Below are 15,014 nucleotides of genomic sequence, written 5' to 3'. Positions count from 1 at the left end.
TAACGGATAGACGGGCAAAAGACCATGGCAGGCAATCCGGCCTGCCCGGCCAAATTGCAAAAACACCTAACCATCCCAAATGTGAGTTAATGGGCTAGGCATTTGCGTCATAAGCTTGGTTTAGGCAATAGCCAGCCATCTTATGGTAACGCGCAAAGGCCGTCACCATGTCTTCGGCCATGATCAGATGGAAAAGGGCGGCAAAACCTTTGGTCGTGGGCTCAAAAGAGCTGCCGCACTCCACCATGCCATCGGCATCCACGAAAGAAATAAGGCTTAATGGCTTGACCTCATAAGGGGCAAAGGCTTGCTCAATCTGCCGGACTCGGCCATCGGGATGTTTCGGCAAAAACTGCTGCCGATACTCAGGACGCTGAGCCACTATTTCCCGCGCCCACTGGTCCCAAAAAATAACGCACAGAGACCCGCCAGAGGACAAGCGTTGAAGGTTAGCCTTTTCTTCAGCGATTTTAGCGTGAATCTGCACCTGATCCTCGTCCTGGAAATGTAAGCCGGAAAGATAAACCACAACATCATAAGAATCCTCTACCGTTTTACAGGTTTTTACCTCATTGACCGCCCATTGGGCGGGTAGCTTAAAATAATCGGTGCGCACTGCTTTTAACAGGGTTTTAAAGGCTATCGAAGCACCGGTAATATTTACCTTATAGCGCTCAGCTCCGCTTGGGAACAACAGATGGCTCCAACTTGCAAAATCGGCGCAGACGGATTGGTAAGCCGCCACAGCCTGCTGCCCTGCCAACAAACGGTAAATAAAAGCATAGCCTTTGCTGGTGCAATGGCCGTTACCGTCAAGAAAATAACTGTCTATCGGCAATGCGGTTAAGGCTGTGGTATCGATGGCAGTGCTACCGAACGGGGCGATCAGCTCGGCCAAATTCCAAACCGGATGGCGATAATTGCCCCGCCCGCCATAGCGCCCAGTTTCTAGGTTATAGTATTCACGGAATGTCGATGACCAAAACAAGATACGCAATTTTGGCCCTAATCGGGCGGACAATTGCTGTAAATAAGACAGCGTGAGACCCAACATGATTTTGTCGTTTGCGTCGCTGATCAAGTCTTTATCAATATAAAGGAAGCTTCCCGATGTCGCTCCGGTGCGGATAAATTCCCCGTCCGTTAAGATTTTATTGCCAAACCTTAAATCACCTAAAAATACAAAGACTTCATCAACCTGATCTTCAATAGCGGCAAGTTTGGCTTGGATATAATCCGCCCAAATCGGCATCGCACTACGGCCTATAAAGACGATGGCGGGCAATGGCTGCGGTATCTGCCGCCTTTCGATAGCCAACTCCCACCAAGTGACATGGGATGAACCAACGACGGCTATTTTTTTAGCGGCTTGCATAGGGGCGTTTACCGGATTGGCTAAGGTAGGATATTCACCGCTGCAAATTGGCTAGCCTTGACGAAAGCTTCTGGGGAACGGGTTGTGACTATAGGGGTGATGATACCAACAGTAGCATGTAATTCAATTGCAGACATATTCATAGGTTTCCTCCAACTCACTTTGTTTTATTGCCCAATACACATCAACGCAATAAAAATGCCACAATATAGTTCCATGAAAAATCAGTGTCTTGGTTTTTTAACAGGCTAAATCATGTTGGCTTATAAACAGAAATCGTTGCTTTGCTGTTGATTTTTCAGCACCTGCTAAAGCGTGTACAGACAAGGACTGTTGCGGGGTGGTGGTTAGAAAAACAGGGGAGGAATACCGCATGGTAAAAGCGGGCCAAGGATCATCACCCGTTGTTGGGAAAAACCCAATGCAGATAGGGCGGGCAGGTGCCTCTGCCCGGCATTTTGGCACAACCGCCAGATTTCAATATCTCCGCCTTAAGCACAGGCAGATACAGCAAACTCAGCGGTTTGTAGATAAGCTATCCCCTACCCATTACCGAGCCCACACTTATCGCTTTAGGCCTGATATTTAGCCATTGCCGCCAATTCCAGTAACGCGGTTTTTATGGCCGCCTCCGCCGCCGTATCCAGCTCGTTGTTCTTATATATCTTAGTTAATAGGCCTTCGGCCACCAAGGCCTCTTTAATCCAACGCTTGGTGAAGCGGTAATTGTTGGTCACGGTCGCCACCTCCCCTGTCTTCGGATTGCGGACACTGCCTTTGGCTGCTACGGTATGCGCCGCAGTGGGGACAGGCTCGGCAGCTACACGCTTAGCGGCAACTGGAGGGGCTTTGGCGATAGTGACGGCAGGTTCTGCGGCGGAGGGGTTAACGGCAACAGCGGCCGCAGGCTCGGCGGACACTGGTGCGTCGGCGGGTTGAGCAGAAGCCAGGGCACTAGTAGCCTTGGCAGCGGGAGCGGCTTTAGCGACTGGCGGCTCGGCAGGGCTGGCGGGGGGCGGTACGGGTGACGGCGCTGCCGTCTTTTGTCCGTCAGCGATGCTATAGATGACGTAGGCCACAAAAATAGTGGTGAATATAAACAGTATTTCAGTCATAACGACTTTCCTCTTCAGTAGTTTTTATTATTATTTTGGCAAATCATAACCTTATCAGTTTTGCCCATCGGCCTAAACGGCCTATCGGCAGTGCAGCCCATCATGCCCTGATGCCAGCTCCACCCCAAATACCGCGCCGCCCCCTCTTATTAGACTGGCTACGGCTATAGCGTCATGACGCTATAGGTCTGAATATACCAGAAGCGGGCGTTCTAGTTAACCATTATAAGCCGTAATCTTACAGAAAATCATCGTTTTGCCGCCATAGCAGCGCGATAGCGGGCAGCCAATATCCGCTTGGACAGATTATAAAAATTCAAATAAGAATCATTTGCATCATTGCAACTATTTACACTATAATCAAACCAGACTTAAATTATGCAAAGGGCCTAACAATGAAATTAAAACAGACACTATTAGTGACCGCATTGGCCGGGCTAAGCACCGCTGCCAACGCCTTGGACAAACCCAAAACGATGGAGCAAATGTGGAAGATCATCGAGGCGCAACAGCAAGAAATTGAGGCAATGAAAGCCAAGATGAACGCCGCCACCCCTGCAAGCCAAGCTGTTCCTGCCAGCAGCCCCGCACCGAGTACCAGTACGGTGCAACAACTGGAACGCAAAACCAATGTGCTGAGTCAAGAAGTGGAAAAATTGCGCACCAACTTAGTGATACCCGATGAAGTCAAATACAAAAGCGCCTATGGCTTAGGCCCTGCGGCTTCTAAGGTTTACCAAGTCGGCAAAGGCTTGTCGATAGGCGGTTATGGCGAAGCCATTTACCAAAATTATGTCAATGACCGTAATCCAGACACCAAAAACAATGCCGATTTGGAACGGATGGTCTTGTATGCGGGTTATAAGTTCACCGACCGCATTTTATTTAACAGCGAAATTGAATTCGAACACGCTTCCAGCGGCGAAGGCTCTGAACTAAAGGGCGAAGTCGGCGTAGAATTTGCCGCCCTCGACTTTTTCATTGATCCGTTGGCGAACGTCCGTGCCGGTTTGGTGCTGATGCCAATGGGCTTTATCAACCAAATCCATGAGCCGCCGTTCTTCTTCGGTAACCACCGCCCCGAAGTCGAGCAACGCATCATCCCCAGCACTTGGCGGGAAATGGGTGTGGGTTTGTTTGGGCAAATCACGCCGAATTTGACCTACACCACTTATCTGGTCAACGGCTTGGATGCCAGCGGCTTTAGCTCGGCTGGGATTGCCGAAGGGCGCGGCGGCGGTAGCCAAGCCAAAGCGGAAGATGTCGGCTATGTCGGACGTATGGACTACACGCCGGGCTATTTGCCGGGCGTGACCTTGGGCGGCTCGCTGTTTGTCGGCAACTCCGGGCAAAACCTAAGCTATGCCGGACAACGCGCCGATGTCTTCACCCAACTCTATGAAGGCCATGTCCAATGGAAATACCGGGGCTTAGAATTCCGTACCCTTGGCTCATGGGGACACATCGGCAATGCCGATTTACTAAGCAAAGCCGCCGGGCAAACTATCGGTTCGGAAAATTACGGCTGGTACACTGAGCTAGGTTATGACATTTTGCCGTTGTTCAGGGCGGATACCCTCCAGTATCTCGCGCCGTTTTTCAGGTATGAGCGTTTGGACACCATCGCCAGCGCCCCCACCGGCTATGCCGACGATCCTAGCCAAGACCTGCGCATTTACCAGTTCGGCCTGCAATATAAGCCTATCCCGAATGTCGTTATTAAAGCCGATTACCGTAATTTCCACGCCAAACAAGGTTTGGCACCGGATGACTTTAACTTAGGCTTTGGCTTTATCTTTTAATCGCCTGACGTAGACGCAAATGGGAGCCGGAGGAATAGGCGCGGATAACTGCACAGAACGGCCTTGTGTTTGTTAGAATAGCTGACCTATTCCTCTTTATTGGCGGGAAGACCCCATGACTGACGATGAATTAAAACAACTGGTTGCCAGCTTGGCTATCGCCCAGCGGGAAACCGCCAAACAATTCCAGGAAACGGACAGACGCTTCCAAGAAACCGACCAGCAGCTCAAAGAACTGGGGCGGCAAGCGGATAAGCGGACCAAAGAAACCGATAAGCAGCTCAAAGAACTGGGCAAGCAAATCGGCGGCTTGGGCAAAAAATTCGGCAGTTTCACCGAAGGCCTAGCTTTGCCGTCCATGACCAAAATCCTCAGGCAGCGCTTTAACATGGAAGTGGTCAGCCCCAGTGTGCGGGTCAGCAAGAACGGTGTGGAACTGGAGATCGACGTGTTGGCCTACGCCAACAGCCAGATTAACGCCGCCTACGTCGTCGAGGTCAAAAGCCATTTGCGCGAAGAGGCCATCAGCCAATTGCAGAACACCTTAAGCAAATTTAAAAGCCTGTTCCCGGAGCATAAGGACAAAACAGTATATGGTATTATCGCCGCCGTCGATATGACCGAAGCCCTTAAGCAGCGCGTCCTCAACGCCGGATTTTACGTCGCCCGCATCCATGACGACACGTTCAGCCTGGAAACCCCCGCCGACTTTACCGCCACACCTTTTTAAGCCAGCCACTATGAAACGCCTTATCCTTAGTTTAGCCTTATTGCTTACCCTATCTGCCTTACCCAGCTTTGCGACCATTTTCTACAGCAAAAATGAAGCAATGGAACTGGTCTTTGGCAAAAACGCCACGGTCGAAAACTTAGCGTTGTTTCCTGATGACAAAGAGACTGCCGCTATCCAAGCCCTCACCAAAGCCCCGTTGGAATCCGGCATGTTCACTTTTTATGTCGGCAAAGATAAGGACACGATAATCGCCTACGCCGCCATTGAAACCAGTAATGTCCGCACCAAACCGGAAACCCTGATGATCGTCCTGACCCCGCAAGGCGAATTAAGCAATGTCTACACCCTGGCTTTCCATGAACCGCCCGAATACCTGCCGTCCGCGCACTGGTACGAGAAACTGTATAAACGCCCCTTGGCAGACATGGAATTAAGCAAAGGCGTAGACGGCATTTCCGGCGCGACCCTCAGTACCCGCTCGGCCTTGACCAGCATCCGTAAGGTGATGGCCTTCCACCAGATCATGATCCAACATAAAGGCCTCTGATGCGCTACTTTGTCACTGGCGAACAACAGCGTAAAGCCTTGCTGAATGCCCTAGTCCTGATGTTTTTAGGCTATATTGTCCTGCTCTGGCTCAGCAACGGCCTGATGTACTTCCACCGTATGGACTTAACCCCCGGCTCGGTGGTCGGCTATTATCTCGGTTCGGAAGAACAGTTCACCCAACCGCGCAGCTACCAAGGCATGTTGGAAGTCTCGCATTTCCACCTGTTTTCTATGGGGATGCTGGTGCTGACCTTGACCCATCTGATGCTTATGACCGAGTTCTCGGTGCGCCTGAAAATCTGGCTCAGCAGCCTGACTTATCTCTCCGCCGTCGCCGACGAAGCGGGCGGTTGGCTGGTGCGCTTCGTCCATCCCCTGTTCGCCTATTTTAAAATTGCCGCGTTTGTATTGCTGGAATTGTCTTTAGCGACCTTATTAGTCGTAGTGATCGTCTCGCTGATACGCGCCAGACGGCGCATACGGCCAGTGGACGACGTTAGCTGATAAAGCGTAGGAGCGCGGGCATCTTGCCCGCAAAGGCTGCGGGCAAGATGCCCGCGCTCCCAAAAATGGGCTTGGCCGTTTTTCATGCCCAGCCCTTAAACAATCTCAAATGCAAAGACCAAGGTGATCAACGTCATTGACACCAGCCCCAACAAGAACAGGATTTCCGCCCAGCGTTCCAAATTAGCCTCCATCCGCACGGTGCGGATCGAAGAAAAAGACAGCAAGGCGCTCACCATAAACACCAAGCTATCGACGGCTAAAAACTTATCAATCAGATAACATTCTAACCCCGACCCCATACTGCCCTTAACGATACTGATAACCATAATACAAACTCCGACCATGGTCGCGGAATTGGGCAAAATGTGGTGGGAGAGGTCATTGTTGATAGGTTTCATGGCATTAACGGAAAAGAGGCAAGGACAGATGTCTGGCTGTTGTACATCCAGCCTTAGCGCATTGACCGATTATTGCAGCGGCTGTTCACTTTAAGCGGCGTTTTTCTTCGCCCTATCCGGCACAAGGCAAAAACGCCCCCTGCCATTATCAACCAGAAAGCCATCGTGACATGCCGGTTAACGAGTATAATCAGCAACAGTCAAACAGCCCATACACCGCCCTTAGCCGTCGCCTTGCCGATGCCTGCCCTTCCCCCTTATCTTGGTGTTATCCCTAATGGACAGATTCTTAGCGAAAGCCCCCCTACAAGCTTTTATGCCCCTGCTGCTGCTAATTGGCCTGATCCTACTGGCAGCTTGGGTATTAAGCGGTTTTTTCACCAGCATCATCTGGGCAGTGATTATCGCTTATATCACTTGGCCGCTCTATCGGCGGCTCCGGCAGAGGCTTAACGATAACGCCGACCTGAGTGCGGGACTGATGACCGCCGCCATCACTGGCCTTATCGCCCTGATTATCTTCTGGCTGGTGGCGATGCTGCACAATGAGGTCACTATGGCCTACCAGAGCCTCGCCGCCAATTTCAGCCAACAACCCTACCAACTGCCGCCCGCTATCAGGCACAACCCATGGTTAGGGGATTATTTACAGCCCTGGATGGACCGGCTTAACCGCGACCGTAGCGGTACGGTCGTGCAAGTGCTGAACGCGGCGCGGCAAGGCTTGGGGCAACTGGCGCAATGGCTGGGCGGAGTCGGGGAATCGTTGCTAAACTTAGGCCTAGTCTTAGTCACGGTCTTCTTTTGCTTCCGTGACGGCAATACCGTACTCCAACAAGTACGGCTCGGCCTGAAAGGCTTTCTGGGCGCTTCCCAAGCCTTGTATTGGCAAACCGCTGGCGACACCACCCGCGCGGTGGTCTACGGACTGGTGCTGGCGGCCCTAGGCCAAGGGCTTACCGCCGGGATCGGTTATGCCGTGGCGGGTGTTGAAGCCCCGGTATTGTTAGGCGTGGTGACGGCCATACTGGCGATGGTGCCGATGGGGGCGATGCTGGTCTGGGGAGCGATAGACCTGTCCCTGTTTCTCAGTGACCAATGGCTGGCCGGACTGGGCTTATTGCTGTGGGGGACGCTGGTCGTGAGCACCATTGATAACGTCATCCGCCCCTTGGTGATTAGCGGGGCGGGCAAAGTGCCGTTTTTAGTGGTGATGTTCGGCGTGTTTGGCGGCCTCAGCAGCTTCGGACTGGTCGGGCTGTTCTTAGGGCCAGTGGTGCTGTCGGTCTTATTGGCGGTCTGGCAAGCCTGGCTGGCGACCCAAACGGACACAGTCACAGCCCCGCCCGAAACCGCTGAACCGCCCAACACCGCTTGGCACCACTTGTCAGCCGAGGCGGTGCTGAAAGCGCAAGTAACGGATGCGCTCACCGGCTTAAGCACTCCCCAAGCCGAGCAACGCCTGCATCAGCACGGTGCGAACCAATTGGCGACCAAGCCGCCCCGCCCCGCTTGGCGCTTACTGTTGGCGCAATTTAAAAGCATCCTGATCCTAGTGCTGATAGCGGCGGCGGCACTGGCGGCATTGATTGGCGACCTTATGGATGGCGCGGTCATTATGGGCGTGGTGATGGTCAACGCCTTACTGGGGTTTTATCAGGAATTCCAAGCCGAACAAGCCTTGGCGGCGTTAAAAAAAATGCTGACTTTACACGCTACCGTGCGCCGCAACGGCAACGTCGCGGAACTGCCCGCCGAACAACTGGTGCCGGGCGATATTGTCCTGCTGGAAGCGGGCAACAAAATCCCTGCCGATGGCCGCATCCTGCTGGCTTATAGCTTGGAAGCCGACGAATCGTCACTGACCGGCGAATCGCTGCCCGCTGCCAAACAAACCCAAGCCCTCAGCGACGCCGCCGCACCGCTCGCGGAACGCAGCACCATGCTGTATATGAACAACACCATTACGCGTGGCCGTGCCGAAATGGTCGTGACCGCTACGGGCATGGCGACCGAAATCGGTCAACTGGCGGAGCTATTAACGTGCACCGACGAGGCAGAAACACCTTTACAGCGGCAACTGGGCAGTGTCGGCAAACGTTTGGCTTTATTGGCGTTAGCGGTGGTGGCGATAGTCTTCGCGGCGGCGTTATGGCGTGGCGAGCCGCTGGCCGAGGCGGCATTCACCGCCATTGCCCTGGCGGTGGCCGCCATCCCAGAAGGCCTGCCCGCCGTAGTGACCGTCACCTTGGCCTTGGGTATGCACCGCATGGCCCAGCAACATGCCATTGTTAAACGCTTGGCGGCAGTGGAGACCTTAGGCTGCACCACCGTCATCTGCACCGACAAAACTGGTACCTTAACTGTCAACCAACTGACCGCCCGCGCGGTTTATTATCGCGGCCAATCCTACCAGGTCAGCGGCGAAGGCTACCAAGCCGCCGGGGCTATTGTGCCGGACACCGCTAATGCCGCCACTGATCTTAACGATTTATTATTGCCTTTAGTGTTATGCAATGACAGCGACTGGCACGGCGCGGAGGTGATCGGCGATCCGTTGGAAGGCGCGTTGCTGGTACTGGCGGCGAAAGGCGGCATGAACAAGCAACAAGCGCTGGCGCAACTGCCGCGCATTGCCGAAATCCCCTTCGATGCCGAGCATAAATTTATGGCGACCTTCCACCGCAGTGCCGATGGCATCCGTGTGTTTGTCAAAGGTGCGCCGGAAGTGCTGTTGGCGCGGTGCACCTTTGCCCAAAACGCCCAAGGCGAGTCAGTCGCCCTACCGCACGAAGCCCTCTTAGCCCACAACGCCGCCTTGGCAAGCACGGGCTTAAGGGTACTGGCGGTAGCGGTCGGGCAGTTGCCCGACGGCCCCTTACCCGACACTATCCCGGCCTTGGCAGACTTGCTGCAAGCGTTGACCTTTACCGCCTTAATCGGCCTGATCGACCCGCCCAGACCGGAAGCCCGCCAAGCCATCGCCTTATGCCAACAGGCGGGCATTGCCGTAAAAATGATTACCGGCGACCAAGTCCTGACCGCGTCGGTGATTGCCCAAGAACTGGGCTTACCGGGGACGGTGCTGGAGGGTACGCAATTGGCCGCGCTGTCAGCGGAAGCCTTAGCGGCGGCAATTGACGGCATCGGCGTGTTTGCGCGGACGACCCCTGCCCAAAAAGTCCAAATCGTCAACGCCCTAAAAAAGGCCGGACACATCGTTGCCATGACCGGTGACGGGGTCAATGACGCGCCCGCCTTAAAAAGCGCCGACATCGGCATTGCCATGGGGGTGAGCGGCACCCATGTCGCCCAAGAGGCCGCCACCATGATCCTGACCGATGACAATTTTGCCAGTATCGTCAACGCCGTTAAGGAAGGCCGGGGCATTTACGATAATATGGTTAAGTTTATCCGCTTCCAACTGTCCACCAATATCGGCGCCATCCTCACCGTCCTGAGTGCCCCCTTACTGGGCATGCCCTTGCCGTTTACCGCCGTGCAATTGTTGTGGATTAACATCATCATGGACGGCCCGCCCGCCATGTCGCTGGGCGTAGACCCTCTCTCGGCACACAGCATGGAACGCCCGCCCCGCGCCAGTGCCGCGCCCATTTTATCGTGGCCGCGCTTGGGCAATTTACTGTGCTATGGTTTAACCATGGCGATAGGCACGCTGGGGATTTTATATTATGGCCTCCAAACTGGCACGGCGGCACATGCCACCACCTTAGCCTTCCATACCTTTGTCTTGTTCCAAGTCTTTAACGTCTTTAACGCCCGCACCGAACACGGCACCGCCTTTAACCGCCATTTCTTCGCCAACCGTTGGTTCTGGCTGGCCATCAGCACCGTGCTGGCGCTGCAAATCCTGATTATCCACTGGCCACCCGCACAGACGGTTTTCCATACCACCGCGTTAACGGGTGGGGATTGGCTGTTAGCGACGGGGATAGCGGGAGCGGTACTGGTGTTGGAGGAACTGCGTAAGGGCCTGTGCGGCAGGATGATAAAAATAGCAGGCAATTAGTCTGACCACGGATTTTGGCGGGTGGGCAAGCTGCCCGCCCGCCAACCGTAACATCGGTTGAGCCGCTAGTGATGACTGCCGGGTGCCCAATTTAAAGGGATGGTATCTTGGCAAGCGACGGTTTTAAGGTCGGTATAAGGCGGGCGGTCAAACGTTCCGCCATCGCCTATGACCCGTGGGTCACCGGCTTTTTTAAGTTCAGCCAATAATTTCTCTGCTAATGACTTCTTAATATCGGCATACATCGGATCATCGGCAACATTGTTAATTTGTCCAGGGTCTTTGTGTGCATCGTACAATTCCTCAGCCGGACGTTTTGCGAACGCCCATGTAAAATAGTCTGCCGCACTGGGTATAGAACGGTTAGTAATAATCCAGTCATAAGTAGGGCTGGGTTCACCTATATCGTGAAATACATAGGGGACATGCGCCGCAACGTAAGGGCATCCCATAGGCCAACGGTCAGGGGCAAAGTTACGGATATAAAGATATCTTGCTGTGCGTAATGCCCGCGCCGGATAAGGCAAACTATCGTCCCGTGCCTTGGCGTTATGCCGTTCTTCGCCTGTAATCGCAAATGTCCGTTGTGGGTCAACCTGTCCGCTAAGAGGCGATGTCAAAATATTGAGCAGGCTACGCCCGTCCGTTTTTGGCGGTATGGCCACACCAGCCACTTCCAGAAAAGTGGGCGCCAAATCCATCAGCGTCGTGAAATCTGTGACAACACGTCCGCCTGTACTGTGTGGATACCACACGACCAAGGGCGTGGCGACACCAAAATCATACAAATTCCATTTCCCACGCGGGAAACCGCCCGGGCCGTTATCGCCTGTGGCGACAATTATGGTGTTATCCAATTCGCCGATCTCTTCCAGCTTTTTCAACAGCACGCCAATATACGCATCTAAGGCTTGAATCTCACCCAGATAATCGGCCATATCTTCGCGTACTTCCGGGTTATTCGGTAAATAAACCGGCAATTGGTCTTTTAAGCTGTCTGGCTCAATCCCCCATAAGGCTTTACCTGAACCTTTCACCCAAGTGCGGTGCGTGTTGGTCGGCCCGAACCAATAAAAAAAAGGCTGATCGGGTTTTCTGTCGGCTAAGAAGGCTTCAAAATTACCGCGGACTTGATCAAGCATGGTTTGTTTGGCCTTTTCAAAGGGCATACCCTTTGCTGTCCATTTCGTAACGCTTTTACTAAAACTACTTACTGACGTGCCAAAATATTGGTAGTAATGCGCTGTACCGCCAAAAGGGGCATTCCGAGGCGTACCGGGCGACCAGCCTTTGCTAGTCAAGCCAATATGGTAACCCGCATCTAACAATAACAAAGGAAAAGAAGGAATAGTAAAATCCCAAGTCCCACCGAGCACCGCGCCACCGCCCGTGTTAAAAAAATACCGCCCGGTAAAAATGGAGCTGCGCGACGGGGTACAGGAAGGCGCATTAACGTAAGCGTTTTTAAATAGCACACCATTCTGTGCGATACGGTCAACATTAGGGGTCTTGACGACATTACTCGGTAAATTACGTCCATAAATGCCGGTGTAGGCGCTAGCGTAAGGCCCTCCCCAATCGTCACCGACAATGATCACAATATTCAGCCGCTTTGCTGACCAACCCATCATGGGTGTCAGCAACAACATAACAGCCAACCCTATTTTACACATAGCTTTTTTTTTCATACAAACCCGTACTGAAGAATTGTCGTATCGGACTGAAACAGGCCGCATTGTTGGGGGGGCAAACGACAATCGTAAGCCGGCACTTTAAATAGCCACACAATTTTAATGCCATATAAACCCTATATTATATATTGTTTTTATACATATAACGTTCGGGGTTAGTCAACGCTAGGCAGGACACGGGTACACGGGCTTAGGCCTTCGGGCAAAGGCTTTCACCTTTACCTAGTGCTTATACCCTATCTTAGTTAATTTTGAGAGAATCTACCGCACACAAGAATTTATAGCCTTATACATCGTCCTTTCTGTGTTTATTTACTGCTGATGAGGTGCTTAAAATAAAACAGAGCGGCGGGGTGTGAGGATGTGGCGACGAGGTGAGGGGCGGGCATCAGTTGCGGTCAAGATGACCGCGCTCCAAAAACCGAAAAGTTGACCGTTCAGCGTATAAGGCCCGCGTACAAAGGCTAAAGGCCTTTGCACGCGGTGTCGCGCAGTCCGTAACCGTATCCCTGTCGGCAGGGTTAGGTAAAGGGATTTAATGGGCCTACATTAAAGGGATGTATCTTGGCAAACAACAAATTTACGGTCAGTATAAGGCGGGCGGTCAAAATGCTTGCCATGGCCTATGACCCGCAGGTCTCCCGCTTTTCTCAGTTCCGTCAATAGTTTCTTCTCTAATGCCTGTTTAATGTGCACATACTCTGGCTTATCGGCCCTATTGTTAATTTGTCCGGGATTTTTGCGTACACCGTACAATTCCTCAGAAGGCAGAGATAACAATGTTAAAAAATATATGCACACCTTCTTAGTCAACGGCTGGACAATCTTCGCACATCCCTTGCCAAAACCAGCAAAATTTCAGAGCATTAGCTTTATTTGTTGTAGTATAAGGGCAACGTCTTTTAGCGGTTCATTGTTCGGAAAACGCCAGTGCCCCAACAGTATAGAGACCGAAGCCAGCTAAACGACGTAGGCTCTCTGCTAATCGAAGCCCGTTCTTAACTCATGCTCTTATTATGTCGCATGATCAACTTCGGACTCTATATGCTCACCAACGGCAACTTATTCAAGGCGTTAATTTTGACAATGTCCATAGATTATTTTTTTGGAATCATCGTCAAAAATCACCTAAAAAAGTGAATAATTCTAAAAAAATGAAGAAGCGGGGGTCTTTAAATTTTAACAAATTGTTTATGAATGATTAATTTTTATAAAGGGGGGGGGGTGAGCAGTTACAAAATTTAGTTAATTTAAAAATAGGCTTTTCATCATTTTCATCATATTATATAATTCCAAGGCTGGTCATAAACGTATCTAAGGATAGGCTTTGGTTGGCGGCAACTCTATGTATACTTTAAGCGGTCAGGTTTTCGGTTTTTTAGTGTGAGGGAGCGCGGGCATCCTGCCCGCCAATTGCGGTCAAGATGACCGCGCTCCAAAAACCGAAAACTTGACCGTTCAGAGTATAGCTTAACTGGCTTCGCCTTCTATATAGGCGCTTAGGTTTACCGTTGATTGCACTGGACACCCCCAATGCGCATCGCCATTTTAAAGACAAAGCCCCATGAAACAAACCCTCATCTTATTAACAGCGACGGTGCTGCTGTTGGATGTCGCTAATGCCTTTGCCAAAGACACCTATCCTAACTTCACGGTTTCCGGTTTCGGCACCTTAGGGGCCAGCGGCACAGATACCAGCCAACTCGGTTTTCGCCGCGACATCAAACAAACCCCCGGCGTGACCAATAACTGGGGGCTTGACGACGACTCCCGTTTAGGCCTGCAAGCGGATGCGGACATTAATAAATCCTGGCATGCGACGGTACAATGGGTCGCCCGCAATACCACAGGCGATTTTTTAGAACAAAACATTGACTGGGCCTTTTTGCGCTGGCGGCCTGCGGATGATCTGGACATCAGAGCCGGACGGTTGGGTTTCGATAATTTCATGCTCTCGGAATACCGTAATGTTGGCTATGCCTTCCTCTGGATACGTCCTCCCCATGAGTTTTACGCAGGCCTACCCGTCTACCACTTTGACGGCGCCGACATTGCGAAGAAATTCGCAACCAGTGCAGGAACGATAACCATCAAGGCTTTCGGGGGCAACAGCTTCTTGCAAATCCCCACCAACTTTGCGGGCTCTGCCGACGAGAGCTTTACCGTTGTCGGCGGCAAACTGGCCTATGAATATGGCAACTGGACGGCCCGCTTGGGCTACAGCTATTCAAAAAACAACGATGAGTTGAGCGCGTTAAACCCCCTGTTAAACACTCTCAATAGTGAGGCGATCAATACGGTCTGGCCGGGTGCGCAAGGGCTTGCGCAGCGCATCGCTACCAAAAATAGGGTCGCGCATTTTAACGCCATCGGCTTGGCTTATGATGACGGCATCTGGCTGGCGCAAATGGAAGTTTCTTATGTCAATTCGAATATAGCAAGCTATCCCAGTGTCGCAGGCGGCTACTTGAGCGCAGGCAGGCGCTTTGGGAAAGTGACGCTGTACTCGCTGTTGGGCATATCGAAATCCCTGAGTAAGCGGATTACGCTCAGCGATCCGCTAATCGCCCTCCCGGCACTAAGCCAACTGCACAGTGCCGCCGACCAATTGATCAACGGCAACGGCGTGGACGAAACATCACTTTCTTTAGGCCTGCGCTGGGATGTCGGTGAGCATATCGCCCTGAAAACACAATGGAGCTATTACTGGCTGGGCCAAAACGGCACGGCATTATGGCGTACCCCAGCCTCCGGCGGGCCTACGCCCGATGCCGTTAATGTATGGTCAGTCGGTATGGACTTTGTGTTCTGACC

The 15,014-nt window shown here is 52.4% G+C and carries 10 protein-coding genes; 6 read left to right on the top strand and 4 right to left on the bottom strand.

All coding sequences use genetic code 11. The features are described 5' to 3' along the window. Nucleotides 1–94: 94 nt before the first annotated feature. Together CEK71_RS16655 and CEK71_RS16650 are read right to left on the bottom strand one after the other, a co-directional pair. Entirely contained in the window at nucleotides 95–1,375 is a 1,281-nt protein-coding gene (locus tag CEK71_RS16655) for a hypothetical protein (RefSeq protein WP_088620432.1), read from the bottom strand. A gap of 572 nt (nucleotides 1,376–1,947) precedes the next feature. Continuing rightward, nucleotides 1,948–2,490 carry a hypothetical protein gene (locus CEK71_RS16650; protein ID WP_088620431.1) on the bottom strand — a complete coding sequence of 181 codons (543 nt, stop codon included), beginning with the start codon at nucleotides 2,488–2,490 and terminating at the stop codon, nucleotides 1,948–1,950. Nucleotides 2,491–2,885: 395 nt separating this feature from the next. Here CEK71_RS16650 and CEK71_RS16645 point away from each other — a divergent pair, with 395 nt between their 5' ends. From CEK71_RS16645 to CEK71_RS16630, 4 genes are all read left to right on the top strand, one after another. Then, nucleotides 2,886–4,292, top strand: coding sequence for a hypothetical protein (locus tag CEK71_RS16645; protein ID WP_088620430.1), 1,407 nt, complete (start codon nucleotides 2,886–2,888; stop codon nucleotides 4,290–4,292). A 115-nt stretch (nucleotides 4,293–4,407) separates the two neighbouring features. Beyond that, the gene (locus CEK71_RS16640; RefSeq protein ID WP_088620429.1) at nucleotides 4,408–5,022 is read left to right on the top strand and encodes a DUF3782 domain-containing protein; all 615 of its coding nucleotides are present in this window, start codon (nucleotides 4,408–4,410) and stop codon (nucleotides 5,020–5,022) included. 10 nt (nucleotides 5,023–5,032) lie between these two features. Next, nucleotides 5,033–5,572, top strand: coding sequence for an FMN-binding protein (locus tag CEK71_RS16635; protein ID WP_088620428.1), 540 nt, complete (start codon nucleotides 5,033–5,035; stop codon nucleotides 5,570–5,572). Beyond that, the gene (locus CEK71_RS16630; protein WP_088620427.1) at nucleotides 5,572–6,078 is read left to right on the top strand and encodes a hypothetical protein; all 507 of its coding nucleotides are present in this window, start codon (nucleotides 5,572–5,574) and stop codon (nucleotides 6,076–6,078) included. Before CEK71_RS16635 ends, CEK71_RS16630 begins: the two co-directional genes overlap by 1 nt. 95 nt (nucleotides 6,079–6,173) lie before the next feature. On the opposite strand, the gene CEK71_RS16625 is transcribed toward CEK71_RS16630, so the two are convergent. Beyond that, nucleotides 6,174–6,479, bottom strand: coding sequence for a hypothetical protein (locus CEK71_RS16625; RefSeq protein ID WP_088620426.1), 306 nt, complete (start codon nucleotides 6,477–6,479; stop codon nucleotides 6,174–6,176). Between the two features lie 277 nt (nucleotides 6,480–6,756). Here CEK71_RS16625 and CEK71_RS16620 point away from each other — a divergent pair, with 277 nt between their 5' ends. Beyond that, nucleotides 6,757–10,509 carry a calcium-translocating P-type ATPase, PMCA-type gene (locus CEK71_RS16620; protein WP_088620425.1) on the top strand — a complete coding sequence of 1,251 codons (3,753 nt, stop codon included), beginning with the start codon at nucleotides 6,757–6,759 and terminating at the stop codon, nucleotides 10,507–10,509. 65 nt (nucleotides 10,510–10,574) lie between these two features. Here CEK71_RS16620 and CEK71_RS16615 read toward each other — a convergent pair whose 3' ends face one another. Next, nucleotides 10,575–12,197, bottom strand: coding sequence for a sulfatase family protein (locus CEK71_RS16615; RefSeq protein WP_157679340.1), 1,623 nt, complete (start codon nucleotides 12,195–12,197; stop codon nucleotides 10,575–10,577). A gap of 1,567 nt (nucleotides 12,198–13,764) precedes the next feature. Here CEK71_RS16615 and CEK71_RS16610 point away from each other — a divergent pair. Then, nucleotides 13,765–15,012: a hypothetical protein gene (locus CEK71_RS16610; protein WP_088620423.1), complete on the top strand. Its 1,248-nt coding sequence runs from the start codon at nucleotides 13,765–13,767 to the stop codon at nucleotides 15,010–15,012. Nucleotides 15,013–15,014: the final 2 nt, after the last annotated feature.

It is taken from the genome of Methylovulum psychrotolerans (assembly GCF_002209385.1).
Taxonomy (GTDB): Bacteria; Pseudomonadota; Gammaproteobacteria; order Methylococcales; family Methylomonadaceae; genus Methylovulum; species Methylovulum psychrotolerans.
This window is presented reverse-complemented; position numbering and strand designations above follow the sequence as displayed.